Here is a 26,640-nt window from a genome sequence, read left to right as displayed (position 1 = left end):
GCACGCTGCTGTTCCTGCCGTATGCGGTGCCGGGGTTCATTTCCATCCTGGTCTTCAAGGGCCTGTTCAACAACAACTTCGGCGAGATCAACCTGATCCTCGATGCGCTGTTCGGCATCAAGCCGGCGTGGTTCTCGGACCCGACGCTCGCGAAGGTGATGCTGCTGATCGTCAACGTGTGGCTGGGCTACCCGTACATGATGGTGATCTGCTCGGGGCTGATCAAGGCGATCCCCGCCGACCTGTACGAGGCCTCGGCGGTGGCCGGCGCCGGGCCGTTCACCAATTTCTGGCGCATCACGCTGCCGTTGATCCTGAAACCGCTGACGCCGTTGCTGATCTCGGCCTTCGCGTTCAACTTCAACAACTTCGTGCTGATCAGCCTGCTCACCGGCGGGCGCCCCGACTTCCTCGACACGAGCGTTCCGGCCGGCACCACCGACCTGCTGGTGAGCTACACCTACCGCATCGCGTTCCAGGACTCGGGCCAGCAGTTCGGGCTCGCCGCGGCGATCTCGACGGTGATCTTCGCGATGGTCGCAGCCATCTCGCTGGTGCAGATGCGGTTCACGAAGATCTCCAGCGACGAACCCAGGTAGCAACGCACATGGCCATCGTCCTCGACAAGAGCCACCGCTGGCGCGTGCTGGCCGCGCACGCCTTCCTGATCGCGCTCGCGGCGCTCGTGATCTTCCCGTTCCTGATGATTTTGTCGATCTCGCTGCGCCCGGGCAACTTCGCCGCCGGCAGCCTGATCCCCGAGACCATCAGCTTCGAGCACTGGAGGCTCGCGCTCGGCATCTCGTACACCGCGCCCGACGGGCGGCTGGTGAAGCCCGACTTCCCGGTGCTGCTGTGGCTGTGGAACTCGGTCAAGGTCGCGAGCCTCACCGCGGCGATCACGCTGACGCTGTCGACCACCGCCGCCTACGCCTTCGCGCGCATGAAGTTCCGCGGCAAGCGCATGGCGCTCGGCGGGCTGATGCTGATGCAGATGTTCCCGGCGGTGCTCGCGCTGGTGGCGATCTTCGCGATCTTCGACCGCATCGGCAGCGTCTTCCCGTTCTTCGGCATCGACAGCCATGCCTCGCTGCTGCTCGCGTACTCCGGCGGTATCGCGCTGCACGTGTGGACGATCAAGGGCTACTACGACACGATCCCGGTGGAGATCGAGGAGGCGGCCAAGGTCGATGGCGCGACGCGGTGGCAGGCCTTCCGGCTGGTGCTGCTGCCGATGGCGGTGCCGATCCTGATGGTGGTGTTCCTGCTCGCCTTCATCGGGGCCATCATCGAGTACCCGGTCGCGTCGATCCTGCTGCACGAGGAAGCCAAGCTGACGCTGGCCGTCGGGTCGAAGCTGTTCCTGTACGACCAGAAATACCTCTGGGGCGACTTCGCGGCAGCGGCCATCCTGTCGGGGCTGCCGATCACGATCGTGTTCATCCTGGCGCAGAAATGGATGATCTCGGGGCTCACCGCCGGGGGGATCAAAGGATGAGCGGAACCACTCGCCCACCACCCGTTCGCCCTGAGCAGGGACCGAGCCTGTCGAGGGCCCGTGTCGAAGGGTGGGTGCCGCAGCACGCGGGCCTTCGACGAGCTCAGTCCGACCCTTCGACAGGCTCAGGGCGAACGGGAGTTTTTTGCCACCTCCTCGTACTGCTTACAGCACTTCTCCTCGCCGCCTGCACGACCCCCGCCCTCGCGCCGAAGCCCCCTGCCCCGCCACCCATCAGCGGCCCGATCTCCGTCCCCGGCGCCTTCGCCGACAACCCGATCGTCTACTTCGCCATCACCGACCGCTTCGCCAACGGCAACTCGGCCAACGACCACGCCTACGGTCGCCAGCGTGAGGCCGATCCGGCGGCCGACATCGCCACCTTCCACGGCGGCGACCTGAAAGGCATCACCGACAAGCTGAACGAAGGCTGGTTCCGCGAACTCGGCGTCAACGCGATCTGGATCACTGCGCCCTACGAGCAGATCCACGGCTGGGTGGTCGGCGGCGACAAGGCCTTCAAGCACTACGCGTACCACGGCTACTACGCGCTCGACTACACCGTGCTCGACCTGGCGATGGGCACGCCCGACGAGCTGCGCGAGATGGTCGCCACCGCGCACCGCCAGGGCATCCGCATCCTGTTCGACGTGGTGATGAACCACCCCGGCTACCTCGACCTGCAGACCGCCCGCGAGCTGAACCTGAAGGTGCTGTGGCCCGGCTCCGAGCGCGCGACGCTGCGCGACTACCACGGCTTCATCGACTACAACAGCTTCAACTTCGCCGACTGGTGGGGCCGCTCGTGGGTGCGGGCCGGGCTGCCGGGCTACCTCGACGGCGGCCGCGACGACCTCACGATGCAGCTCGCCTACCTGCCCGACTTCCGCACCGAAAGCACCGGGCGGGTGAAGCTGCCCACCTTCCTGCGCACCAAGCCCGGCACGCGCGCCCGCGACCTGCCCGACGCGACGGTGCGCGACTACCTCGTGATCTGGCTCAGCGACTGGGTGCGCGAGTACGGCATCGACGGCTTTCGCGCCGACACCGTCAAGCACGTCGAGCCCGAAGCCTGGGCCGCGCTGAAGCGCTCGGCCACCGCCGCGCTGGCCGACTGGAAGGCGCGCCACCCGGCCGACAAGATCGACGACCAGCCGTTCTGGATGGTCGGCGAGTATTGGGGCCAGGGGCCGGAGCGCAGCCCGCTGATCGACAGCGGCTTCGACGCGCTGATCAACTTCGAATTCCAGGACCAGGTGCCGCAGTTCGCGCAGCCCGACGCGCTGTACAGCCGCTACGCGTCGCTGCTGTCGGGCCGGCCCGGCTACAACGCGCTGAGCTACGTCTCGTCGCACGACACGCGGCTGTTCGACCGCAGCCGCCTGGTGCAGGCCGGCGCCGCGCTGATGCTCGCGCCTGGCGCGGTGCAGGTCTTCTACGGCGACGAGACGGCGCGCCCGCCCGGCCCGGCGCCGGCCTCGGATCCGCAGCAGGCCACCCGCTCCGACATGAACTGGGCCACGCTCGACACCACGCAGCTTGCGCACTGGCGCCGCCTCGGCAGCTTCCGCGCGCGGCATGTCGCGCTGGCACGCGGCGTGCATCGCCAGTTGTCGGCCAGCCCGTATGTGTTCAGCCGCGTCGATGCCGCGACCGGCGATGCGGTGGTGGTCGCGATGGCGGTGGATGGCACCGTCACGCTGCCGCTCGGCGGCACGTTCGGCAATGGCGAGGCGCTGCGCGACGCGTACAGCGGCCAGCGCGTCGAAGTCGTCGACGGCCGGGTCACCCTCGCCGCCTCTCGCTACGTCCTTCTCGAGCGGGCACCCGCGGCCACGCTGGCCGCCACCCCTGCCCCCGCCCTTCCCCTGCTGTCCCCTCCATGACCATCGACCTCAGCAACCGTTCGACGCCTTTCACCGACCTGCGGCTGCTGGCCGACATCGGCGCGACCTACGCGCGCTTCTGCATCGAGCCGTCGCCGGGGCGGTTCGAGCATGTGGCGGTGCTGCCGTGCAGCGACCACGCCGGCATCACCGAGGTGATCCAGGCCTACCTCGCGACGGTGCCCGAGCTCAAGCCCCGCCACGGCGCGGTGTCGATCGCCAACCCGATCCAGGGCGACCAGGTGCGCATGACGAACCGCGACTGGGCGTTCTCGATCAAGGAGGTGCAGCAGCAGCTGAAGCTGTCGACGCTGCTGGTCGTCAACAACTTCACCGCGCTCGCGATGGCGCTGCCCGGCGTCGGCCCGCAAGGCCGGGTGCAGGTGGGCGGCGGCGCGCCGCAGGCCAACGGCGTGATCGGCCTGCTCGGGCCGGGCACCGGGCTCGGTGTGTCGGGCCTGATCCCGTCCGGCGACCGCTGGACCACGCTGGCCACCGAAGGCGGCCATGTGAACTTCGCGCCCAGCGACGAGCGCGAGATGCGGGTGCTGCAGCATGCGTGGAAGAGCATGTCGCGGGTGTCGGCCGAGCGGCTGATCTCGGGGCCGGGCATCGAGCTCATTCATCAAGCACTGCACCAGGCGCAGGCATCGGAGCGCGAGCTGTCGACCGCCGAGATCGTGCAGCGCGCGCAGCACCAGGATGCCGCGTGCCTCGAGACGCTGGAGGTGTTCAGCGGCATGCTGGGCTCGATGGCCTCGGACGTCGCGCTGACGCTCGGTGCCACCGGTGGCATGTACGTCGGCGGCGGCATCGTGCCGCGGCTCGGGCCTCTGTTCGCGCAGGCCATCTTCCGCGAGCGCTTCGAGGCCAAGGGCCGCATGAGCGACTACGTGGCCCGCATCCCGACCTACGTGCTGACGGCCGAGAACCTGGTGTTCCAGGGCATCTCGACGCTGCTGTCCGACCACGTGCCGGACGCCGACGGCAGCCACCCGCTGCTCGAGCGCGTGCGGGCGTCGGTGACGACGCTGTCGCCGGCCGAGCGGCGTGTCGCGAACTTCGTGCTCGACAACCCGCGCACCGCGCTGAACGACCCGATCGCGCTGATCGCGCAAGGCGCCGAGGTGAGCCAGCCGACGGTGATCCGCTTCTGCCGCTCGCTCGGCTTCCAGGGGCTGGCCGACTTCAAGCTGAAGCTCGGCTCCGGGCTGACCGGCACGCTGCCGGTGCAGCGCACGCAGGTGCGTCGCCAGGACGGCACCGCCGACCTGTGCGCCAAGGTGCTCGACAACACGATCTCGGCCATCGTGCAGTTCCGCGAGGCGCTGAACGTCGATGCGGTCGACCGCGCGATCTCGCTGCTGCGCGAGGCGCGGCGCGTCGAGTTCTATGCGATGGGCAACTCGGCGATCGTCGCGCTGGACGCGCAGCACAAGCTGTTCCGCTTCCGGATCTCGTCGGTCGCGCACACCGATCCGTCGATGCATTCGATGGCCGCCGAGTTGCTGGGGCCGAGCGACGTCGCGGTGTTCATCTCCAGCTCCGGCCAGCCGCCGGAGCTGTCGCGGGCGGCCGGCCTCGCGCTGGACCGCGGCGCGAAGGTGATCGCGATCACCGCGAGCCAGTCACCGCTCGCCCGCAAGTCGACGGTGTGCATCCCGGTCGAGCACAGCGAGGACGCGAGCACCTTCGTCTCGATGATCTCGCGCATCCTGCACCTGCTGGTGGTCGACATGATGTCGGTCGGCGTCGCGGTGCGGCGGCTGCCGGCGGCCAGCGTCGGCAGCGAGGCCGGCACCGCCGACGGCCAGCAGCAGCCGGCGCCGGGGGTGCTGATCTCGCACGTGGAGTGACGCCGCCGGGCGCTGATCGGCGCGAAGTCAAGCCATCGCGATTCAAATTGCCAATCACCCCGCATCACAAAAGAAATCGCCGCTCCCGGCGCTGCTGGCAATACTCGCCGGCACAAGGGAGACAACGATGACACTGCGCGAACTGCGCTACCTGGTGGCGCTCGCCGAGCATCGCCATTTCGGGCATGCGGCCGAGGCCTGCCACGTGACCCAGCCGACCCTCAGCACCCAGTTGCGCAAGCTGGAGGACTACCTCGGGCTCGCGCTGCTCGACCGCAGCGGCAAGCAGCCGTCGCTGACGCCGATCGGCGAGCTGGTGGTCGAGCGGGCTCGCCGCCTGCTGGCCGAGGCCGACCAGATCCTCGAACTGAAGAACCTGCGCAGCGGCCCGCTGCAGGGCGCGCTCAACATCGGGCTGATCCCCACGCTCGCGCCCTACTACCTGCCGTGGCTGCTGCCGCTGGTGCGCGCGCGTTATCCGAAGCTGCGGCTGGTGGTGCACGAGGAGATGACGCGCCACCTGGCCGACAAGCTGGCCGACCAGTTGCTCGACGTGGCCATCGTCGCGCTGCCGGGCCCGCTGCCGCAGCCCGCCTTCGTCGAGCAGGCGTTGTTCGACGAGCCCTTCTTCGTGGCGGCGCCGCCGCACCACGAAATCGCCGCGCACGATGCCGTGCCGCTGCACGTGCTGGCCGAGCTGAAGCTGCTGCTGCTCACCGACGGCCACTGCCTGCGTGGCCATGCCCTGGAAGCCTGTGGCCAGCATGAATCGACGCAGGACGACGGGTGCGACTTCCGCGCCAGCAGCCTGGAAACCCTGCGGCAGCTGGTGGCGGCCGGCATGGGCTGCACGCTGATGCCGGCCCTGTCGGTCCGGCGCCGCGGCGACAGCGGGCTGGTGGTGCGCCCGCTGGCGCAGGGCCAGTCGCGGCGCATCGGCATGGTCTGGCGCTCGGGCCACCAGCGCACGGCCGATCTGCAACTGCTGGCGAATGCACTGGGCGACGCCTTGCCGGAAGGCGTGAGGCCGCTGCGCCGCACGCTCGCCACGGCCGCCTGAGCCGTGCAGGGCCGAGCGCGATTGACGGCGTGAATCGGGCCGGCTGAGGTTCTCAACTTCCCGCGGCGCGGCGCGCTTCATAAGCTCCACACCCCTACTTCAGTGGAGCAGAACATGAACAAGCTTCTTCGTTGCAACGCGCTGCCGGTGCTGCTGGCGGTGGCCGCGATGACCGCGATGGCCGCACACGCGCAGACGTCGGCGCCGACGCTGACCCGAGACAACGGCGCGCCGGTCGGCGACAACCAGAACTCGCAGACCGCCGGCCCCGGCGGGCCGGTGCTGCTGCAGGACGTGCAGCTGATCCAGAAGCTGCAGCGCTTCGACCGCGAGCGCATCCCCGAGCGCGTTGTGCATGCGCGCGGCACCGGCGCGCATGGCGAGTTCGTCGCGAGCGCGGACCTGTCGGCCGTCACCCGCATGAAGGTGTTCGTCGCCGGCACGCGCACGCCGGTGTTCGTGCGCTTCTCGACCGTGATCCACGGCAACCATTCGCCCGAGACGCTGCGCGACCCGCGCGGCTTCGCGACCAAGTTCTACGGCAGCGACGGCAACTGGGACCTGGTCGGCAACAACCTGCCGGTGTTCTTCATCCGCGATGCGATCAAGTTCCCGGACATGGTGCACAGCCTGAAGCCGAGCCCCGACACGAATGTGCAGGACCCGAACCGCTTCTTCGACTTCTTCTCGCAGCAGCCCGAATCGACGCACATGCTGACGCGGCTCTACTCCGATCTCGGCACGCCGGCCAGCTACCGGAACATGGACGGCAACAGCGTGCATGCGTACAAGTTCGTCAATGCGCAGGGCCAGTTCACCTACGTGAAATTCCACTGGAAGACGCTGCAGGGCGAGAAGAACCTGAGCGGCGCCGAGGCCGCGGCGCTGCAGGGCCGCAACTTCAACCATGCGAGCGAGGACCTGATCAACGCGATCACCAGCGGCAACTTCCCGAAGTGGGATTTGTACGTGCAGTTGCTGAAGCCCGAGCAGCTCGACGGCTTCGACTTCAACGCGCTGGACGCGACCAAGGTGTGGACCGGCGTGCCGGAGACCAAGGTCGGCACGATGACGCTGAACCGCAACCCGGCCAACATTTTCCAGGAGACCGAGCAGAGCGCGTTCGCGCCGGGCAACCTGGTGCCGGGCATCGAGGCTTCGGAAGACCGGCTTCTGCAGGGGCGGCTGTTCAGCTACAACGACACGCAGTTCCATCGCGTCGGCACCAACGTGCAGCAGTTGCCGATCAATGCACCGAAGGCGGTGGTGGCCGACAACAACCAGGACGGCAATGCAAATGCCGGGTCGCGCACGGGGCTCGTCAACTACGAACCGTCGCGGCTGAGGCCGCTGCCGGCCGACGCGGCGTACAAGTCGAGTAGCCTGCCGCTGGCCGGCGGCACGCAGCAGTCGCGCATCGCGAAGACGCTGAACTTCCGGCAGGCCGGCGAGTTCTGGCGCTCGCTGTCGAAGAAGGAGCAGGCGAGCCTGATCGCCAACCTGGCCAGCGACCTGGGCCGCGTCGACAACGACGCGGTGAAGTACGCGATGCTGTCGCACTTCTACAAGGCCGACAGCGGTTATGGCAGCGAGATCGCGAAGGCAGTGAAGGCGGATGTGGGGCGGGTGCAGCAGTTGGCGGCGGGCATCCAGGAGTAGACCCGTGGCCCGGATGCCGCGGGCGCAGCAGATCCTGCAGTGGCAGGTGTCAGCGGAGGCTGTGCACGTGGGGCCGTTCCATGCCGATGCGTAGGCGATGACGGTGAATGAGCAGCCGTTCGACGTGCCCGGCGTACAGTTCGGCTTCGAGGCCAGCATCCCTGGTGGGCTGCGGCTGGCGCTGGACAACAGCTACATCGAGGTGGACCGGCATGGCGCCGTGCCGGGCCCGCCGGGGCTGTATGCCGCCGGCGAGGTCAGCAACTTCTGGTGGCGAAGTCGATCCAGAACGCGCAGTCGGCTGCCGGGGCGGCGATCATGCCGCTGAACGCTGGAAGTGATCAGCGACGGCGCGGCACGATGGCAGTGCCGTGGGCTTGAATCAGCGCACCTTGAAAACGGTCATTGCGAGAGATCCACAAGCATGACCCCCAAGCCTTTCATGGATGACTCAAGAAGGTACACCGCACCTGCCACACGCGGTGCAGCGACCCCGTACCCAAGTATTTTGGTGTCCCATGGAAGTTCTTCGAGTGCACGAATGAGAGCAACAAGGCCGTAGATTCTTTTGCCACTCCGAAGCGAGTTTTCATGCCTGGCTTTCAGTGTAGGCAACGTATTTCCGACGGTTCCCTCAGAGGGGCTGCTTTCATCAATTCGCGATCGGTCATCCTCGAGAAGCGATGTTGCTTTCCCATAATCGTCTTTGTCCAAGATGGGATGGACTGACGCAAGTAGATCTCGAATCTCGTACTTCACGGCTTGAGCACCTCCACACTAGGTCAGCACCGGCTTGGCGAGAGCCGCTGCGTACAACTCCAAATTGGCCGTCAATTCCTCCAATGTGCAGCCTGCAGGGAACGCGGGGTTGGAGCTGTGCCCCCTAATCCCTTCGTTCTCATGGTAGTAGACCTCGTAAATCGCAGGTTCATCGTTGCGAACCATTACTCGGCATTCCCAAGTCATGAAGTCAATTTGTGGCAACCAACAATCCCAATTCTTCGTCCATCAGATATCAAATAATCCCGAGAGCATCTTTCCAAGGAATGGCCGAAGGCAATTGACTTACGTCACCCATACAGGAAACAAAAATTGGCCCATTCCCGGCAAGTGCAGACACCGGATCTTTCATCCGAACGAAGTCGATCGTATTGAAGAAAAAGACCCATCCTTGTTCAACCTCTGCCGTTTCCTCAGGCAACATCTCAAATTGATCGCCGGCCGACAGACCCAATTGAATGATGAGTTGATTCGCAAGATCCTCAGCAGCGTTTTTGTCGATGGCAGACATCAGTTCATCCTCAGAAGTTGAAAGCTTTGGAAACCTTCTAGTAATGCTGATTTATCGGTTTGACCATCAAGGAACCGCACAATGCCATTCTGGTTTCACGTCGATCTCAACCCGCCGCCACGCGGGAAGGTTGATCGGCTTGATTCCTTTGCGGTAATGTCTTATCGCAAACGTGTACAACAAGACTCGATTTCGCCACTTTCTATTAAATCAGCGACTGTCCGTCGAATAGTTTCCACGCTGATTGACTCAACGACGATCATGTCCTTCGCCCAAACGTACGTCCCCCCGGCGCACTCCCCAGATTTACGATATCTCTTCATAAGCGTCCGAAGATTATCGACGGTGAAGAATGTTGCAGAGAAGGCTCGACCGTCGTCAAGGTCAACCAAGACATCGACATTGTCATCGATCGCAGGACCGATTTCGCTAGCCGATGGGGTACGCAGCTGAAAATTCATGGCTTCAATTTCCAAAAAAGTGCCCCAATGCGCAAGCTATCTCGCAAGGTCGTATGTTTGGGGTGATTTCCGGGTCGCGGACAATCTCGCCCCACTGTCCAGCAGAGTAGCGGCTCGCGGCCCGACATAGTACGACTTGATTTTCTCGAATCGACTTCGAATGATCTTCGCCAAGATGGCGTACAGAGCATCAGACTCTTTGCTGCTTCTAACCGTGCCGATCTGACCGGCAACCAAATGTCGATCGGCGTGCTCCCCGCCGGTTTGCAATACTATGGTGTGAGGGTTGTCAATTTGGTCAACCGCGTACATGACTTCCCCGCTCCGTTGAGGAACAGCTCGCAGATTTATGGCTACCCCATTGTCGACAATGAGATATTCCTCAAATGCCGACAAGGCATCCGAGGCTGAAATTCGGACCTTGGGTTCTGCGAACATGCCTGCGTGTACGAAATCGACAGCCTTGCTTTCTTTCACGCCACGCAAAATATCAGCCAGATCGTCAGAAGTGGCAAAAAAAGGAATCATCTTTCTGCTCATAAGGTTCATTTTGGCTTGGGGATCGTCAACACATGTTCGCCAGTTTGGGCACGTATTCTGTCGGCATTCGCTGCTTCACGGGTCGTCAGCGTAACTCCGTCCGCGCGCGTATCCACAGTGTTAACACGAAGAGTTTTCCCGTCCTTGGTTGCGGTGATGTCCGGATACGATGAGCCACGTCTCGCCCCACCTGGCCCGGGCAAATATTCTTCCGGGGCGCGACCACCACCACCCGTTATTTTCCAGCCTCGCTTTTCCATTTCTGTCGCTACTTGATCAATGTGACTGCGAGTGGCGTCGTTCCCGAGTCGGCCCGCCTTCTTCGCCGCTAAACCACTCGTGGCTACGACCTCTTCTGCTACCTCCGCAACAATCTTGCCATCCGGGGCCAATCTGTACCAGCGACCAGCAATGCCTATAGCCTTGATTGCCACCCCACCAACGTAAAAAATTGCGACCTCCTTAGCAGCCACCTTTGCAACATCGGGCGTCTTTTCTGCGATCTGGTTTGCTGTTGCGGCCACATCCGAAGCAGCTTTGACAAGCTTCGGGTTGGTACAACCCATGGTCTTGCAGTCTTCTATGTCGGGAGGCCCACTTTCCTCACCTTGAGACCCCGAAGACTCCGTGTTGTAGAGCGTGCTCTCGGGCGGCGGTGCGCTGGATTCGGGAGCAGGCTGAGGAGACGCCTCATGCTGCTCTTGGTTGTCCGTCCCCACATTCGCCTGCGAATCTTTTTCCGCAGGTGGGTTGTACCAAACTACGTCGCAATAGAAGGTTCCGACGCCGGTGCAGGCAGGCCCCAGGCCGGTCGGATCGACGAACGCCAACGCGTTGTTCAGCACATAGCTGTAGCGGTTGAAAGCCTGCGCGTTGGTGGCAGCCGGAATGGTCGGATCCGCACTCACGTGCCGACCAAGCAGCGGGTCATACAGCCGTGCATTCATGTGGATCAGTTCCAGCTGATCCAAGTGCTCATGCCCCGTGTAGCCGCTGTGACCCAGATCATTCTTCAGGCTGCCCCACAGTGGACCGCTGTCATCCGTGCCATCGGGATTGCGTCGGCGACCCCATGCGTCATAGCTGAATCGCTGTGCAACGCTGCCAGCCTGGTCGGCAATGGCGAGTGTCGAACCCAAGTGATCGGTCAGGAAATAGCGCGGGTTGCGTGACGCGATTGACCCGGCAGAGACAGAAGTGCCAGAGAACTGTTCCTCGATGAACCCCAAGCCCAACGGAAGCGTCGTCCGGACCGTGGTGGTATTCGCCGCAGAGTCGATCTCCTTCTCAATCGACCCGCCGTACCAGATCGTGGTGGTGGGATCTCCCGCGGTGCCAGCGTTGACTGGCCTCACCACCTGCCTGGCGCGCTCGTGCTCCGTGCCGTAGACAAACTCGGTGCGCTGAGTGGCCGTGTCTCCATTCAGCTTGTCGATGCTTGACGGCATGTTGTAGGAACTCCAGGCGTACGCCCTTGCCAGTCCCTTCAGGAGATTTCCATTGGCGTCGTAGGAGAACTGTGGATTGGCGAGTCCAGCCACCATGCCCGTCACGCCACGAACCGCGCTCGGGCCGGTGCTGCCGGCGCCCGAAGGTGGGTAGTTGTACAAGCCGACCCCGGTCTTTGTCGTCAGGTTCCCCAGTTCATCGTAGGTGGTCGTCTTGGTGACCCCAGCGATGGTGCTCGTATAGAGCCGATTCAACTTGTCGTAGTCGAACGACTCCTCCAAGAGGGAACCACCGGTCGCCATCAATTGGCGCCGGACCTCCAGATTTCCCAATACGTCGTAGTCGTAGCTGTCGTTCTGGTAGGCAGCGTCACCCGCTGACACGCCACTCTGAATTGCATTCAGCTGGCCCGTGAACGCGTTGTAGCGCCGCTGCGTCACGGTGCCGTTGCCAAGCTGCTCCTGGGTGGTGCGGCCTTCGGCGTCAATCGCCAGCACTCTCCACACCGCGCTCACATCGCCGTCATTTCGATCCAGTCGATCGGCGAAGCCTTGCGCGTTGTAGTGCCACTGGAAGGTGTTTGCCGCGCTGCCGCTGCCCGCACCGCGAGCTGCCCGTGAATGGGTTGCCTGATCAGCACGGCCAAACACGTCGTAGGTTTGCGTGCTTGCATAGTCCCAATCCAGGCTGGTCACCGTGGTGCTCAATCGGCCAGATGAGTCGTACCCGAGCACACGACGGAAGTCTTTCGCTCCGGCGACCCATGTGTACGTCTCGGCCAGTTGACCAATCCCATGTGCCGCCGTGTCGTACTCCCAGCGACTGTCCATGTCCGGCTCCAACCTGCGAGTCACGCGCCCCAGCACGTCGTATTCAAAGCCCGTGACCTGCTGCTTGGCATCTCGTTGCTGACGGATCTGCCCCAGCGGATCTGCGACATAGCTCCAAAGACCCAGGCTCGGGTCATTCAGGGATGTCTTGTGCCCGAGCCGGTCATAGCCGATCTCGATGCGGTTGCCCTTCGGGTCAATGGTCCGCACCAGATTCCCGAAGGAATCGTAGACATACCGTGTCGACCAACCGTAGGCGTCCGTCACAGCTTGCGGCTTCCCGAAAACGTTGCGAACCTCGGTGCGAGTCTGGTCCTTTGCGTTGCGGCTCGTACGGCTGAGGCCGTTGTAGCTGTAGTTGGTGAAGTCGTAGCTCGCGCCGGTCTTCGATGGCGATCGGCTTTGCGTCAAACGGCCCAGCGCATCTCGTTGGTCATACCAAGTCCAGATGGCCGGCTCGGAGGCAAAGTGCGGGCGGGAGATCTTCAGAATACGGCCGAGCGGGTCGTACGCCTTCTCGCTCAGCACAGGCGACCCGTCAAACCCCCACGTGCGCACAAGCACCTTGCGACCCAGGGTGTCCTCGAACTCCTCAACCGGTACCGAGGCCTGGCTGGTCTGTCCCGAACCTCCCCATTGTTGAATGACGGTCACTGAAGTTGCACCGTTCAGGCAACTGTCGATGCACTGGCGATACGCCCATGTCGTGGCAGTTCCATCAGGGCGACTCTCTTTCAGTTTTCGTCCCCAGGCATCGTTGGTCCAGACAGTTGCAGGAAGATCTTGCTCGGTCTGCGTCAGTACTTCGCCGGTTGCCGGATCGTAGGTGCTGAGGCTCACCTGCTGCTTCGCGTTCGTTCGGCGCTGCACATAGCGGAACTTGTCGTCGTAGCCGGACCCGACGGTACGAGCTTGCACCGCTCCCGTCAGCGGGTCTTGCCATGTCAGCGTCCGGCTCGTGATCACGCCGTAGCTGGGGTGCGGAACCATCGTCGTGGTCTGCTCGTATCGCACGTCATCAGGTTCAACCACCTCCTGCACGAGAGTCCCGAAGGCGTCGTACTTGTAGGTCACCGTGCGCGTCACGCTCTGGCCGGCCGTTTGGGCCAGCGTCGGGCCGCACACGCCCAGCAACGCAGCCGCGAACCCGGCCCGAACCATCATCTTGTTCATCGTGCTCATGTGCACTTCCCCGTCTTGATCGTGCCGCTCACCCCGATCGACGCAGCGGGATAGTTGCCGCCGCTGACCTTGATGTTCTGGTTCAGCGTGCCAGCCGTGCAGCCGGTGATGAACACCACACCCACGGTGCACGACGCGCCCGCGCCGAGCTGTGCACCAGCCACGCAAGTGCCTCCCTGTCGACTGAAACTCGCTCCACCGGAGATCGCCGGCCACGTGAAGTTCAATGCGGCTGACGCCGCGCCGGTGTTGGACACCGTCACCGTCTGCACCGCAGAGGTCTGGTCCATCGCCTGAGAGCCGAACGCCAGCGATGTGGGGTTGACCGTCACCGTCGTGTTGCTCGGCGTCGGCAGCACCGTCAGCGTCACCGAGATCGGCGGTACCCCGCCACCCATCGAAGAAACGCCGGTGATCGTGCCGGTGTAGGTGCCGGCCGTTGTCGGTGACACCACCTGCCACATGCCACTGCATCCGGCCGAGGCGCCACAGGTCAAGGTGTTGTTCGTCAGACTCATGCCGCCGTTCACCGACAGCGTGAGCGTGGTGGGTGTCGGGGCGCTGTTGCTGTAGTTGGTACCAGCCATGGCCGCCGTCGGTGCCGTGGACGAACCGCTGATCGACGTCGTGGACACGCTGATGACCGGCAGGATGTAGCCCGTCCCCGACACGCTGAAGCTGTTGGTGTTGAACGAATACGCCGCCATCGTCAATCCGCCGCCCGTGTAGTTGCCCGCAGCGCTCGGCGTGAAGCTCACCATCGCCGTGCAGTTGCCGCCCGGAGTGACGTTGCCGCAAGTTCCGGTGTTCACGCCGAAGCCGGCCGGCAGGTTGGCGATGCCCGCATTGGTCGCCCAGTCGTAGGCCGTGTTGCCATCATTCGTCAGGCTGATGCTTTGCGTTGCGCTGCTGCCCACGGCCACGTTGCCGAAGGCCAGGCTGGTCGATCCCCAGCGCGGCACGGCCGTGCGCGTCGTCCAAGTCACCGTCGTCGCCGCCGGTGCGGTGGTTGCGCCGCTGGGCGCAAACGCTTGACTCTGGTTGATCCCCGGCACGTTGGTGGCCGCGTTGATCACCAGGTTGCAACTCGCACCTGCGGCCACCGCGCTGCAGCCGTTGCTCGCGACGCTCAGCGGTGCCGCGAGCGCGGGTGTGCTCAAGGTCATCGGCAGGTTGCCGTCGTTGCGGTACGTCGCCGTCACCGTCTGCGCGGCCGCGCCGTACCACGTCGCGGGCACCGTGAGGCTCGCGGCCGAGGTCAGCGTGGCCACCGTGCCGGTGCCGTTGCCGCCCACCGGGATCGTGAGGTTCACACCGTTCGCGATGACGACGCCGACGTTGGCGCCGCCCTGCATCCGCGGGTACGAGCCCAGCACCTGCACGCTCGCACCGATGCCGTTGGCGATGGCCGTCGGCTTGAAGCTCACCGTCACCGTGCAGGCTGCTCCCGCCGCGAGGGCGCTGCCGCAAGTGTGCGTCAGCGCGTAGTCGCCGGGCTTCGTGCCTGCCAGCGTGATCGACAGGTTCGCGAGCGTCCCGCCGTTCGTCGCGTTGTTGGTCAGCGTGAGGCTCTGCGCCGCACTCGTGGTGTTCACCGCCACGTTGCCGAACGCCAGGCTGCTCACATTCGGCGTGGTGGTCGCCACCGAGAAACCGTAGCTCTGCTGCACCGTGTAGGTCGTGCCCGCAGCGCCCGCCACCTGGTAGCTGATCTGGTCGACAGCGGTGTACGAACCCGGTGTTGCCTGGGCCCCGGTGCCGAAGAAGGTCTGGCACGACGCGCCAGGCGCCAGCACGGTGGTGCCCGGCTGGCAGTACGTCGCGTTGCCGCCCTGCCAGGACCACATGCCCGCCGGCCCCGCGGCCGTCGTGTGCGCGGTGATCAGCAGCGACACCGTGCTGTTGTTCTTGATCGTCGGCCAGTCGCCTGAGTCGGACGCCGCACCGATGGCGCCCCACTGCGTCGACACCGGAACGAAGACCAGCGGCGGCGGAGCCACCGTCAGCGACACCGCCTTCGAAGCAGCACCGCTCGCCGGTGATGGCGTCGCGCTGAGTGTGCCGCTGTAGCTGCCAGCGGCCGCACCCGAACTCAGCACCACCGCGCCGCAGTCAGCGGTGTTGGCCGAGCAGTTGGCCGGCCCGGTCACCGTGGTGCCGGCAGGTGCGGCGTATGCGATCGACGAGGCCACTGTCTGCCCGCTGTTGCCCAGCGTGCAGCTCATCCACGCCAGCGCGGGCACCGCCGCCGGGCTCGACGTGTTGCAGGCCGTGAATGTCAGCGCGGACGGGGTGGCCGCCACGTCGCCCGCCTGCTGTGCCGCCTTGGTCACCACCGTCTTGCGCAGCAGGCCGATCAGCCAGGGGCCGCTGAGGTTGTCGTAGGTGTTGATCGTCGTGGTCGTGAAACTGTCGCCACCGCCACTCACGGTCTCGCTGCTCGACGTGATGTTGCCGAAGATGTCGATGCCGTTCGGGTTGACCTGCGTCGTGCGGGTCACCATCGGCGAGTTGTCCAGGTCGCGGGTGGCGCTCGTGCTGCTGCTCGCGTAGGTGAACAGTGCGCCACCGGTGGTCGCGAACGATGCGGGCGTGGTGTCGCTCTGGCTCAGCACGACGCTGTTGGCCTGCGTCGCCTTGACCTGCACCGGCATGCCGATGAACGGATCGTCCTGGCGGAAGCGGCTCAGCGTGGTCACGCCGGTGGAGGCATCGGTCGATTCGATCGTCTCGAAGCCGGCCGAGCCCAGGCCCTGCAGGTTGCTGCGCAGGCCCCGGTAGCGGTAGTCGGTGGTGAGCCAGCCGCCCTGGCCGTTGGCCACGCGGCGCTGCGCCACCAGCGGTGGGCCGCTGACGACATTGCGTAGCGGCCAAGCCACGTCGGCACCGCGCGTGTAGACGCTCGTGTCGTCCATGCGCTTGTAGCTGAACTGCGTCTGCTGGCCTTCGCCATCGGTCACCGATTCCAGCAGGTCGCTGCTGCCGCCGTTGCCGGTCAGGGCCACGTACCAATAGCCCGAGGAGTTGCTCGTGGCGATGTAGTAGGCGCGGTCCGGAATGCCATCGCCGTTGAAGTCGCCGACGTAGCTGGCTGTCGAGGTGAGGGGCGCCACCGGCGTCCATGGGCGACAAGCAATGTTGATGCTGCCGCCGTAGGTATCGCCGACTTGATACGGCGCGCTCTCGCCGAGCTGGCAAACCCCGGTGCTGCGGGCTGCATCGATGCGGCCGTCTCCGTCGTAGTCGCCGACGTTCGAGAATCCGCCCGTGCCCTGCAAGTCCAGGATCGGCGAGCACGACAGCGCCACGCCGGTCGAGCGGCACACCTTGGCCGAGCTGACACCGTTGCTCGTGTGCGACTCCAGCACATCGCTGTAGCTGTCGTACGGGTCGCCATTCTGGTCGGCCAGCCGGGTCGTTCCCGGGTCGGGAACCGGTGGCAGAAAGAAGTCGGTGGCGCGCATCCCCACGGGCTGCACCAACCCAAGGTCGGTCGACAGGAACACGCGTGCGTTGCTCAGCAACCCCGATACCTTCTCTACGACGAGAAAATCCGTGCGGCCATCGCCATTGAAATCCCCCGTCACGCGCTTGACGTTCGGCCCGGTCTCCCAATCGGTCTCGATGGCCCCGATGAAGTCGACGGCGTCGATGACGCTGCAGCCATCACGTCCCACCGCCAGGCACAGCTTGGTCCCGCCCTTGTCCTGGCGGCGGTCGAGCACGATGATGTCGTCGCGCCCATCACCATTGAAGTCACCCACCAGGTTGCCGTTGACGCCCGAGGATTGGGCCGTCCAGGGCGTGCACGAGAACGAGCTGCCGGTGGACAGGCAGATGATCCAGTTGGGCTGGCCGGTTTGCGGCATCACGGCGATGTCCGTGCGCCCGTCGCCGTTGAAATCCCCTTGCATCACCGGCAAGGAGCCGTTGATCGAGTTGACGCTGACGCCCGGCCCGGCCCAGGCTTGGCAGTCGAAGCTCGTGCGCCGCGACAGGCACATGCGCCAGGTGCCGTTGCCCTCCGAACGCGCGAGGTCCAACGCCCCATCGCCATCGAAGTCGCCCATCAGCACTTGCGTCTGCGTCTGCTGCGTCTTGTTGCCGAATTGCAGGTTGTTCGGTATCAACTCCTGCAACTGCGGCACCGGGCCACCCCAGTTGCCGCTGCCGGCCGCCGCGAAGGTCTCTGCCGCGCCGTCACGCACCGACCACGCGAAGCGCGTGGCCGGCAGGCAGTTGCTTGCGCCGTCGCAATCGCTGATCGTGTCGACCAGGCTGCGGCCGTTGATCGGATTGGTCCTGTAGGCCACGCGATAGTCGCGCACCAGCGTGCCGCCGCTGCCGTCGGCCGCGGTGTCGATGCGCGTCTGGATTGCCCTCAGCCGCTGCGTGCGACTCAGCAGGCTGCCCGCCACGTAGCCCTGCCACGGATCGGGCCGGGTCTCATAGATGAAGTTGACCGCGTTGTACGGCAGCAGCCCGGTGCTGTCGTTGCCGGTGTAGCGGATGCGCGTGGGCACCATCTCGCCGAGCGCGCTGTTCTTGGCGTAGCCGATGTTGTAGTAGCTGCCGCGCCGGTCTTGCGAGCGCGACAGCGCCCAGCGCAGGTTGCGCGTGCCGCCTTGCACGTCGAGCGTGGCGTCGGGCGTTCCGCCGTAGGTCATCACCTGGCCCGACTTGAGGTAGACCGTCCATGCGTCCGGCCCCTTCGCGGCATCGGTGACGACGGGAACGATCTTGCTGAAGCCGTCGATGCGCGTGCGGTACTCGCTGCCGTTCGAGTCGGTCACCGGCAGCAGCCGCTGGCCATCGAGACAGAACACGTCGGCCGTGCTCACCGACACCGCGGTGCGCACGCCATCGATCGCCAACGTCTTGCCGCAGCGCGCGATGCTCGATTGCCCACCCAGCGCCCAGCCCCGCCCGAGCGTGCCGGTGCCGGACTGGCTGGAGTAGTTCAACGACACGCCAGGCGCCACGCCCGCCGTGCCCGGCGGCACCGCGATCGACACCGAGTACGTCGCCGCACCCGCGCCCACCGACGCCCGTCCGGCCAGGCTGCCCGCCACCGGCCCCGACAGGTTCGGCGGTTGAATGGTGACGGCAGTCTGCGCAAACGCTGCGGGCAGCGTGGCCCCGCAGAAGAACGCGAAGCAAAGTGACGCGCGTACGCGGCGGCTCGCCCACAGGGCGCTGGAACGGGAATGCGACAAGAGATCCTCCTCAACGGGCCGTCGGACAGTCCGCGCTGCTAGGGTCTGCAGTGCTGGCCCGGCCGGGCCCCGGTGCTGCTGCGCGCCCGCATCGGGGCGGCAGCAACGTTGCGCATGTTAGCCATGCGCCCGCCCATTTCAATGGGTCTTGTGAATATTCACCAAAGAGCCTCGACGCCTCAAGGAATCTCCTTGACGCAATCCACGTGGTACGTGCGCGAGCCTTCCCCGCTGTCGTGCTCCACCAACCCATGCACGTCGGTGTCGAAGCCCGGGAACCTGGCGTTGAACTCGCGCGTGAACTTCAGGTAGTCGACGATCTTCTTGTTGAAGCGCTCGCCCGGGATCAGCAGCGGGATGCCCGGCGGGTACGGCGTCAGCAGCGAGGTGGTGACGCGGCCTTCGAGGTCGTCGATCGCCACCCGCTCGGTGTCGCGGTGCGCGATGCGCGCGAACGCATCGGTGGGCTTCATCGCCGGCTGCAGGTCCGACAGGTACATCTCGGTGGTCAGGCGCGCGATGTCGCCCTTGGCGTACATCTCGTGGATCGACTGGCTCAGGTCCTGCAGCCCCATGCGCTCGTAGCGCGGCTGCTTGGCCACGAACTCCGGCAGCACGCGCCACAGCGGCGCGTTGCGGTCGTAGTCGTCCTTGAACTGCTGCAGCGCCGTCAGCAGCGTGTTCCAGCGGCCCTTCGTGATGCCGATCGTGAACATGATGAAGAACGAGTACAGCCCGGTCTTCTCGACCACCACGCCGTGCTCGGCCAGGAACTTGGTGACGATGGACGCCGGGATGCCGGTCTTCGCGAACTTGCCCGACACGTCGAGCCCCGGCGTGATCAGCGTGCACTTGATCGGGTCGAGCAGGTTGAAGCCGCTCGCCAGGTTGCCGAAGCCGTGCCACTTCTCGCCGGCCTTCAGCACCCAGTCGGTGCTCTTGCCGATGCCGTCGGCCGCGATCTTGTCCGGGCCCCAGACCTTGAACCACCAGTCCTTGCCGTACTCCTTGTCGACCTTGCGCATCGCGCGGCGGAAGTCCATCGATTCGGCGATGCTCTCTTCCACCAGCGCGCGCCCGCCCGGCGCCTCCATCATCGCGGCGGCCACGTCGCAGCTCGCGATGATCGCGTACTGCGGGCTGGTCGACGTGTGCATCAGGTAGGCCTCGTTGAAGAGGTGCGTGTCGAGCTTGCGGTGCTGCGCGTCCTGCACCAGCACCTGCGAGGCCTGGCTGATGCCGGCCAGCAGCTTGTGCGTCGACTGCGTCGCGTAGACGATCTGGTCCTTCGGGCGCGGGCGGTTGCGGCCCATCGAGTGGAACTCGCCGTAGAACTCGTGGAAGGCGGCGTGCGGTAGCCAGGCCTCGTCGAAATGCAGCGTGTCGATGTAGCCGTCGAGCGATTTCTTGATGCTCTCGGTGTTGTAGAGCACGCCGTCATACGTGCTCTGCGTCAGCGTCAGGATGCGCGGCTTGACCTTCTTCGCGTCGATGCCGGCCAGCAGCGGGTTCTTCGCGATCTTGCGGCGGATGGCCTCGGGCGAGAACTCGGCCTCGGGGATCGGGCCGATGATGCCGTAGTGGTTGCGCGTGGGCGGCAGGAACACCGGCACCGCGCCGGTCATGATGATCGAGTGCAGGATCGACTTGTGGCAGTTGCGGTCGACCACCACCACGTCGCCCGGCGCCACGTTGTGGTGCCACACCATCTTGTTGCTGGTGCTGGTGCCGTTGGTCACGAAGAAGCAATGGTCAGCGTTGAAGATGCGCGCCGCGTTGCGCTCGCTCTCGGCGATGGGGCCGGTGTGGTCGAGCAGCTGGCCGAGTTCGTCGACGCTGTTGCACACGTCGGCGCGCAGCATGTTCTCGCCGAAGAACTGGTGGAACATCCGGCCGACCGGGCTCTTCAGGAACGCGACGCCGCCCGAGTGGCCGGGGCAATGCCACGAGTAGGAGCCATCTTGCGCATAGTCGACCAGCGCGCGGAAGAACGGCGGCGCGAGGCCGTCCATGTACGACTTGGCTTCGCGGATGATGTGGCGGGCCACGAACTCCGGCGTGTCCTCGAACATGTGGATGAAGCCGTGCAGCTCGCGCAAGACGTCGTTGGGCAGGTGCTGCGAGGTGCGCGTCTCGCCGTACAGGTAGATCGGGATCTCGGCGTTCTTGAAGCGGATCTCTTGAATGAACTTGCGCAGGTTCAGCACCACCGGGTCGAGCTCGGGGCCCTGGGTGAACTCGTTGTCGTCGATCGACAGGATGAACGCGCTGGCGCGGCTTTGCTGCTGCGCGAACTGCGACAGGTCGCCGTAACTGGTGGCGCCCAGCACCTCGAAGCCCTCTTTTTCGATGGCCGCGGCCAGCGCCCGGATTCCCAGGCCCGAGGTGTTCTCGGAGCGGAAGTCTTCGTCGATGATGACGATCGGAAAGTTGAATCGAAGCATGGTCACCTCAAGGAAACGCCGGGGGGCAACGGAATGGAAGGCGCGAAGTGTAGGGCCGATCGATGACAGCTGCGGGCCGCGGCTTACACTGCCCGCCACGCGTGCAGGGTGGACGCAACAGACACTCAAACAAGGAGAGGCCGTGGACATGAGCCCGTCGACGTTCTGGTGGGTGGCGGCAGGGGTGGCGGTGGCCGCCGAGCTGGCCACCGGCACCTTCTACCTGCTGATGTTCGCGCTCGGCTTGGCCGCCGCGGCGCTGGCGGCCCTGCTGGGCTTCAAGCTGCCCGGCCAGTTGGTGATGGCCGCCGTGGTGGGCGGCGGCGCGGTGGGGCTGTGGCACTGGCGCCGCCTGCGGCAGCCGCCGGCCGGCCCGGTGCGCGAGAACCGCGACGTCAACATCGACATCGGCGAGCGGGTGCACGTGCCCGCCTGGGCCGACGACCGCACCGCCCGCGTGCCCTACCGCGGCTCCACCTGGACCGCGCGGCTCGCGCCGGATGCGCCAGCACTGCCCGGCGAGCACGTGGTGCAGGCGGTGGAAGGCAACTGGCTGGTGCTGGTGCCCTCGACGATCCGCTGATCTCTCCCTGGGCCGGCTCGCTCCGGCCCTGCTCTCTTCTTCTCCTTACTCCCTGGAAAGCCTCACATGGAAATCGCGCTGATTCTGGTGGTGATCGTCGGCATCTTCATCGTGCGCACGCTGAAGATCGTGCCGCAGCAGAACGCCTGGGTGGTCGAGCGGCTGGGCAAGTACGACCGCACGCTGGTGCCGGGGCTGAGCTTCGTCATTCCGTTCATCGAGCGCGTGGCCTACAAGCATTCGCTGAAGGAGGTGCCGCTCGACGTGCCGAGCCAGGTCTGCATCACGAAGGACAACACGCAGCTGCAGGTCGACGGGATCATCTACTTCCAGATCACCGACCCGATGCGCGCGAGCTACGGCTCGAGCAACTACGTGTTCGCGATCACGCAGCTGGCGCAGACGCTGCTGCGCTCGGTGATCGGCAAGATGGAGCTGGACAAGACCTTCGAGGAGCGTGATTCGATCAACGGCGCGGTGGTGAGCGCGCTCGACGAGGCGGCCGGCAACTGGGGCGTGAAGGTGTTGCGCTACGAGATCAAGGACCTGACACCGCCGGCCGAGATCCTGCGCTCGATGCAGGCGCAGATCACCGCCGAGCGCGAGAAGCGCGCGCTGATCGCCGCGTCCGAAGGCCGCAAGCAGGAGCAGATCAACATCGCCACCGGCGAGCGCGAGGCCTCGATCGCCCGCTCCGAGGGTGCGCGGCAGGCCGAGATCAACAAGGCCCAGGGCGAGGCTTCGGCGATCACCGCGGTGGCCGATGCGACGGCCGGCGCCATCCGCAAGATCGCCGAGGCGATCCGCGAGCCGGGCGGCGAGCAGGCGGTGCAGCTGAAGGTGGCCGAGAAGGCGGTGGACGCGTATGCGCACCTGGCGCAGAAGAACAACACGATGATCGTGCCGGGGAACATGAGCGAGGTGGCCGGGCTGATCGGCACCGCGATGGCGCTGATGAAGGCGAAAGCACCGGGCCAGCCCTGAGCGAAATTCCTGCGGGGCCGGGCCGAAGCCCCCTCGGAGGTAGGCTAAACTCGCCGGCTCCGGAGAGGTGGATGAGCGGTTTAAGTCGCACGCCTGGAAAGCGTGTGGGGGCTAATAACCCCCCGCGGGTTCGAATCCCGCCCTCTCCGCCAGTGGTTTTCCAGGGCCTCGCGCCCTTCCAGCCCAGCCCAGCCCAGCCCATCCCTTCCCACCCCACCAACCGTTCGCCCTGAGCAGGGACCGAGCTTGTCGAGGGGCCGTGTCGAAGGGTTGCAGCCGAAGCGCGCGTGCCAGCGCCAACGGCGCCTTCATCCCACTATCAGCCTTCCACGCCGCGCTCCGTCGTCGCATGTTGTGGATTGCGTTGATCTGGATGTAGTCGATTCCAGCAGATGGAGACGACTTCTCGGACAGCGGCAGCGTGCTCGATGCGACAGGCTTCAGGTGATTCGCCGCGTGGGCAACCTACGAACCCGCCTCGCCCAGTCTCGAATCGGAGGCGGAGCGTGGCCGGCCGGAGTGCTCGCGACAACGAGTTGCATAACGCCATATCGGCTCTCGGGGATGTACTCGAGCTTCACTACCCCGATGGCGGCCATGCCCACGCCACGGATGGAACGATCGCCCGCCAGCCGACGTGTGTGAAAGTCACCGCAGCGGCGAAACGCCTGGAGGGCGGCGAGCCGACTGAGCAGGCCCGCGCCGCATTGGCAGCGATACCCGATGCCGCGCTTGGCATCTTCGTGCACACCGCCGAAGGGTTCCTGGTCGCGGTGAGTTTGGGCTGAGTCGCTGCAGGGCCAGCATTCCCATCAACGAATGCCGGCTGCCCGCCTCACCCTACTAGGTTCGCATCAAGCGACACCCCGCGACCTACCCCCATCCCGGAGTCGCTCCGACCCTATTCAGGAATGGCCAAAGACGCCGGCGATCCTCACGAAGAAGCTGCTGAGCACCATGGCGAACGAGAAGAAGGCGTGGCAGAGCCGCTATGACAAGGGCTAGCAGTGCACGCTCGTCAGAACCCGGTGCGCGATTGGTTGGGGGTGGGCGAGGAGAGGGTCTTCAGCGTCTCGCCCGCAATCCGCTCGAATAGAGGCGCCAGAGTCGGGCTGGGGTTCTGCGGATCGAAGTCGAACTTAGTGCCGTTGTAGACGATCCGCGCGGCTGCGCGCGCGGACCGGCGACGGTGATCGTCACTCCGGGCGCCGACGGCGCGCAGTGTGCCGACGAGCATGCCAACATGCATGCGCCGGCGCCGCGCACCCGGGCCGTCGACACCACCGGCGCGGGCGATACCTTCATCGGTGCGCTCGCAGCCGCGCGCTGTGCCGACGCGGTACTGCAAGCGGCCATCGCGCATGCACAGCAGGCGGCGGCGTTCAACGTGGCGCGGCCTGGCACGATCGATTCGATGCCGTTCGCGCGCGACCTGCAGCCGGCGCTCGCCCCTCGTGAAGAAGACGTCGCTGCTGCACGGCGGGCTGTCGCAGCTGGTGGCGGGCCTGGGCCATGGCAACCTGGTCGTGATCGCCGACGCCGGGCTGCGAGTGCCGGCGGGCACGCCGTCGCGCATTCCTAGCATCCGCCCAGACAAAAAAACCCGCGCGGTGCGGGCTTCATCAGGAGTTGCGATGATGAAACTACGGGTGCGCCAGGGCTCGCAGGACATTGTTGATGGAGGCCTGAATCATTTCCGGCCTCGTGTAGACCGCGTCGTCCCAATTCGAGCCAGGGCGACTGCCCAGCAGCTTTTCGTGGCAGTGCTGATGTGCTTTCAGAGCTCGCTGAACGCGGCGCAATCGACGCCTGGAAATGCAGTCTGCCAGGGCGTCGAGATCGACGGCGCCAATCAACTCCCTCTGCGGGGTTTGGCGGTCACGAGTCTCGATCAGATGGGCGCGCAGCCGCCCAACGATGGCGGCACGAGCTGCATCACGCCGCTGGGCTCTGTCCAGCCAGACCCGCGACATGACGCCCACAACGAATCCCAGGATGCCGGTGCCGCCGGCCGCGAACAGTAGATACGCCCACCACGATTGTTCAGCTGGCAATGGTGGCTCCTCATTCTCGGCGCCGGAACCTTCAGCGGCGTCGCTGGCGACCGGTGGATTCGCCGCCGTCGCCGCTGAAATCCCGCGCGGCGGCCCCGCTCTAGAGGGGCCTTTAGCGAGGCTCGAGGCTCAGTTTGTCGTCAGGAGCGATGAAGGGCACGATCTGAAGTCTCTTCGACGGAGAATCACCGTTCTGGCCAGGCGCCAAGACGATTTGCCACAAGCGACCAGTTTTCGTGTCCAGCAGGAACTGGTCGGCCCTGTAGTCTGAGATTTGGCCGAAGACAAAGCGGCCCCCTTCGGCAGCGAGCATCCGGGCATTTGGGGCAGGCACGGGCTTCGCCTCCTGCGCATGTGCGGATGAGACGGCAAAAAGTAGAAGCCAGCTTGCATACCTGATCATGAGTCTCCTCCGATGCTTGACCGCACCATTGGCGGTTGCTACGGCCCGGATGCCTTCACTGCAGGTGCCGGTGCTGCGATCCCGGGCACGTTGATGATGATCGGCGCCGGTTGCACGGTGGTCTGCACCGGCACCTTCGGTACAGCGTTGTTCAGGACGAATGCCATCACGGTGATGCCGCCGACGGCAACTCCAAGAGCGGATCCCACAATCCACTTGACCATATCGGAGAAGCCCTTGTGCATCTCCGTCCGGAGATCGCCAACATCGGATCTCGTGGCAAGTGTTGGGATGACCGTGTCCCACTTCGTCTCGAGTGCCGTAACGCGTGATTGCATGCGACCATCGTCGCCGCCGCCGCCGCCCTTGTCAAACGGCTCACCTCGTGGCTGATCGTGGGTCGGGGTGATGAGGTCTACGGATCGAAACAATGGGATCGGATCGCTCACGTCTTACTCCCGAAGAGGTCGCCGAGGTCATTGCTCTTTCCTGAGGCCTGGTCCTTGTCGTATTTCCACGCCCCTATCGCAGCGGCTGCGTGCGATCGCACAAAGGCGCACTGCTGGCAGATGATCTGCACTACCAGCAGAGAACGCCCCCCCACAATCAAATTTCCGATCTGGTCAGGCAAGTTGAGCGCAAGCGGCGTCACCCCTTCGCGTGACGGATTGACCACTCCCCATTTCATCGAGTTGCAGAACGGGCAGTTCGGTTTCGCCCCGCGCGAGGCGAGGAAGTCCCCGACTTCGTTGTCGCTGATGCGCTTGAGCGCTTCGATCGCCTTGACGAACCCTTCTTGCGTGCTGATATCCAGTTCGGCCATCACATCCTCGGTGGGCGCCACCGCTGTTGCCCGCGGCCGGCACTGCGCCCTGCTGCACAGCACTGGTGGACTGTACCGCTGCTGGCCCTTGGCGGTACAGTTTGCTCATGCTGGACCCGCAACTGTTGGCATCGATCGGAGAGGCGTCGGACCTGGACGCCCAAGCGCTTGCTGATGGCGGTGAACGAGCTGGGGTTTGGACTGGTCTCGGGCACGCTGATTCATGGACGCCTGCCCGCGGCCTCACCGTGTGCGGCACGCATGTCGCAATCGGCACACAGGAAGAAATATTTCTCGGGCATCCGATCGGCCGGCTCCGGTCCGAATGGGACGTGTGCCCGGCGTCGCGCGAGGACTTCCGACTCGGGGGTATGAACAGGGGTAGCGAAACCACAGCCTCCGCCTCAGAAAACAAGCATTG

At 65.2% G+C, this 26,640-nt stretch carries 18 protein-coding genes, 1 tRNA gene and 1 pseudogene; 13 read left to right on the top strand and 7 right to left on the bottom strand.

Going from position 1 to position 26,640, the window contains the following annotated elements; translation table 11 throughout:
* The 7 genes from BUE42_RS19715 to BUE42_RS19685 all read left to right on the top strand — a co-directional run.
* A partial coding sequence (locus tag BUE42_RS19715) for an ABC transporter permease subunit (protein WP_143171622.1) occupies positions 1-599 on the top strand: 599 nt, incomplete at its 5' end.
* Between the two features lie 8 nt (positions 600-607).
* Positions 608-1,498, top strand: coding sequence for a maltose ABC transporter permease MalG (gene malG, locus BUE42_RS19710; RefSeq protein ID WP_073466995.1), 891 nt, complete (start codon positions 608-610; stop codon positions 1,496-1,498).
* Positions 1,499-1,572: 74 nt separating this feature from the next.
* A complete protein-coding gene (locus tag BUE42_RS19705) occupies positions 1,573-3,384 on the top strand; it encodes an alpha-amylase family glycosyl hydrolase (protein WP_235002469.1) in 1,812 nt (603 codons plus the stop codon).
* On the top strand, positions 3,381-5,240 hold the full coding sequence (gene glk, locus BUE42_RS19700; protein WP_073466994.1) for a glucokinase: 1,860 nt from the start codon (positions 3,381-3,383) through the stop codon (positions 5,238-5,240). The genes BUE42_RS19705 and glk overlap by 4 nt, the downstream gene beginning before the upstream one ends.
* Before the next feature lie 127 nt (positions 5,241-5,367).
* On the top strand, positions 5,368-6,300 hold the full coding sequence (locus BUE42_RS19695) for a LysR substrate-binding domain-containing protein (RefSeq protein ID WP_073466993.1): 933 nt from the start codon (positions 5,368-5,370) through the stop codon (positions 6,298-6,300).
* Between the two features lie 114 nt (positions 6,301-6,414).
* On the top strand, positions 6,415-7,959 hold the full coding sequence (locus BUE42_RS19690) for a catalase (protein WP_143171621.1): 1,545 nt from the start codon (positions 6,415-6,417) through the stop codon (positions 7,957-7,959).
* Positions 7,960-8,056: 97 nt separating this feature from the next.
* The gene (locus BUE42_RS19685; protein ID WP_073466992.1) at positions 8,057-8,287 is read left to right on the top strand and encodes a hypothetical protein; all 231 of its coding nucleotides are present in this window, start codon (positions 8,057-8,059) and stop codon (positions 8,285-8,287) included.
* A 687-nt stretch (positions 8,288-8,974) separates the two neighbouring features.
* On the opposite strand, the gene BUE42_RS19680 is transcribed toward BUE42_RS19685, so the two are convergent.
* From BUE42_RS19680 to BUE42_RS19665, 5 genes are all read right to left on the bottom strand, one after another.
* Complete coding sequence (locus BUE42_RS19680; protein ID WP_073466991.1) at positions 8,975-9,250, bottom strand: YrhB domain-containing protein; 276 nt, start codon at positions 9,248-9,250, stop codon at positions 8,975-8,977.
* Between the two features lie 497 nt (positions 9,251-9,747).
* The gene (locus tag BUE42_RS32365) at positions 9,748-10,251 is read right to left on the bottom strand and encodes a hypothetical protein (RefSeq protein WP_143171620.1); all 504 of its coding nucleotides are present in this window, start codon (positions 10,249-10,251) and stop codon (positions 9,748-9,750) included.
* Between the two features lie 5 nt (positions 10,252-10,256).
* Positions 10,257-13,712 carry an RHS repeat domain-containing protein gene (locus BUE42_RS19675; protein ID WP_073466990.1) on the bottom strand — a complete coding sequence of 1,152 codons (3,456 nt, stop codon included), beginning with the start codon at positions 13,710-13,712 and terminating at the stop codon, positions 10,257-10,259.
* Positions 13,709-18,928 carry a choice-of-anchor D domain-containing protein gene (locus BUE42_RS19670; RefSeq protein ID WP_083614293.1) on the bottom strand — a complete coding sequence of 1,740 codons (5,220 nt, stop codon included), beginning with the start codon at positions 18,926-18,928 and terminating at the stop codon, positions 13,709-13,711. The genes BUE42_RS19675 and BUE42_RS19670 overlap by 4 nt, the downstream gene beginning before the upstream one ends.
* Before the next feature lie 179 nt (positions 18,929-19,107).
* Positions 19,108-21,372, bottom strand: a complete 2,265-nt coding sequence (locus BUE42_RS19665; RefSeq protein WP_073466988.1) for an arginine/lysine/ornithine decarboxylase — start codon at positions 21,370-21,372, stop codon at positions 19,108-19,110.
* A gap of 148 nt (positions 21,373-21,520) precedes the next feature.
* Between BUE42_RS19665 and BUE42_RS19660 the strand changes: the two genes are divergently transcribed.
* From BUE42_RS19660 to BUE42_RS34115, 6 genes and pseudogenes are all read left to right on the top strand, one after another.
* Complete coding sequence (locus BUE42_RS19660) at positions 21,521-21,955, top strand: NfeD family protein (protein ID WP_073466987.1); 435 nt, start codon at positions 21,521-21,523, stop codon at positions 21,953-21,955.
* Between the two features lie 66 nt (positions 21,956-22,021).
* A complete protein-coding gene (locus BUE42_RS19655; protein ID WP_047505243.1) occupies positions 22,022-22,939 on the top strand; it encodes an SPFH domain-containing protein in 918 nt (305 codons plus the stop codon).
* Positions 22,940-23,000: 61 nt separating this feature from the next.
* Positions 23,001-23,091 (top strand) — tRNA-Ser (locus BUE42_RS19650).
* A gap of 354 nt (positions 23,092-23,445) precedes the next feature.
* Positions 23,446-23,727, top strand: coding sequence for a hypothetical protein (locus tag BUE42_RS19645; RefSeq protein ID WP_073466986.1), 282 nt, complete (start codon positions 23,446-23,448; stop codon positions 23,725-23,727).
* A gap of 401 nt (positions 23,728-24,128) precedes the next feature.
* A pseudogene (locus BUE42_RS34310) lies at positions 24,129-24,299 on the top strand (PfkB family carbohydrate kinase); the annotation flags it as partial.
* A gap of 94 nt (positions 24,300-24,393) precedes the next feature.
* Positions 24,394-24,963, top strand: coding sequence for an RbsD/FucU domain-containing protein (locus BUE42_RS34115; protein ID WP_143171619.1), 570 nt, complete (start codon positions 24,394-24,396; stop codon positions 24,961-24,963).
* Positions 24,964-25,434: 471 nt separating this feature from the next.
* On the opposite strand, the gene BUE42_RS32350 is transcribed toward BUE42_RS34115, so the two are convergent.
* The gene (locus BUE42_RS32350; RefSeq protein WP_143171618.1) at positions 25,435-25,845 is read right to left on the bottom strand and encodes a hypothetical protein; all 411 of its coding nucleotides are present in this window, start codon (positions 25,843-25,845) and stop codon (positions 25,435-25,437) included.
* Entirely contained in the window at positions 25,842-26,219 is a 378-nt protein-coding gene (locus tag BUE42_RS19625; protein ID WP_143171617.1) for a hypothetical protein, read from the bottom strand. The genes BUE42_RS32350 and BUE42_RS19625 overlap by 4 nt, the downstream gene beginning before the upstream one ends.
* Positions 26,220-26,640: the final 421 nt, after the last annotated feature.

The organism is Rhizobacter sp. OV335, from assembly GCF_900142965.1.
Classification (GTDB): domain Bacteria; phylum Pseudomonadota; class Gammaproteobacteria; order Burkholderiales; family Burkholderiaceae_C; genus Rhizobacter.
Note: the sequence above shows the minus strand (reverse complement) of the source record. Positions and strands in the feature narration are given on the sequence as shown.

Coding starts and splice junctions, on each gene's coding strand:
- BUE42_RS19660 (WP_073466987.1), top strand. CDS start 21,521: ATGAGCCCGTCGACGTTCTGGTGGGTGGCGGCAGGGGTGGCGGTGGCC.
- BUE42_RS19655 (WP_047505243.1), top strand. CDS start 22,022: ATGGAAATCGCGCTGATTCTGGTGGTGATCGTCGGCATCTTCATCGTG.
- BUE42_RS19680 (WP_073466991.1), bottom strand. CDS start 9,250: ATGTCTGCCATCGACAAAAACGCTGCTGAGGATCTTGCGAATCAACTC.
- BUE42_RS19685 (WP_073466992.1), top strand. CDS start 8,057: ATGACGGTGAATGAGCAGCCGTTCGACGTGCCCGGCGTACAGTTCGGC.
- BUE42_RS19665 (WP_073466988.1), bottom strand. CDS start 21,372: ATGCTTCGATTCAACTTTCCGATCGTCATCATCGACGAAGACTTCCGC.
- BUE42_RS19675 (WP_073466990.1), bottom strand. CDS start 13,712: ATGAGCACGATGAACAAGATGATGGTTCGGGCCGGGTTCGCGGCTGCG.
- glk (WP_073466994.1), top strand. CDS start 3,381: ATGACCATCGACCTCAGCAACCGTTCGACGCCTTTCACCGACCTGCGG.
- BUE42_RS19690 (WP_143171621.1), top strand. CDS start 6,415: ATGAACAAGCTTCTTCGTTGCAACGCGCTGCCGGTGCTGCTGGCGGTG.
- BUE42_RS32365 (WP_143171620.1), bottom strand. CDS start 10,251: ATGAGCAGAAAGATGATTCCTTTTTTTGCCACTTCTGACGATCTGGCT.
- BUE42_RS19625 (WP_143171617.1), bottom strand. CDS start 26,219: ATGGCCGAACTGGATATCAGCACGCAAGAAGGGTTCGTCAAGGCGATC.
- BUE42_RS19695 (WP_073466993.1), top strand. CDS start 5,368: ATGACACTGCGCGAACTGCGCTACCTGGTGGCGCTCGCCGAGCATCGC.
- malG (WP_073466995.1), top strand. CDS start 608: ATGGCCATCGTCCTCGACAAGAGCCACCGCTGGCGCGTGCTGGCCGCG.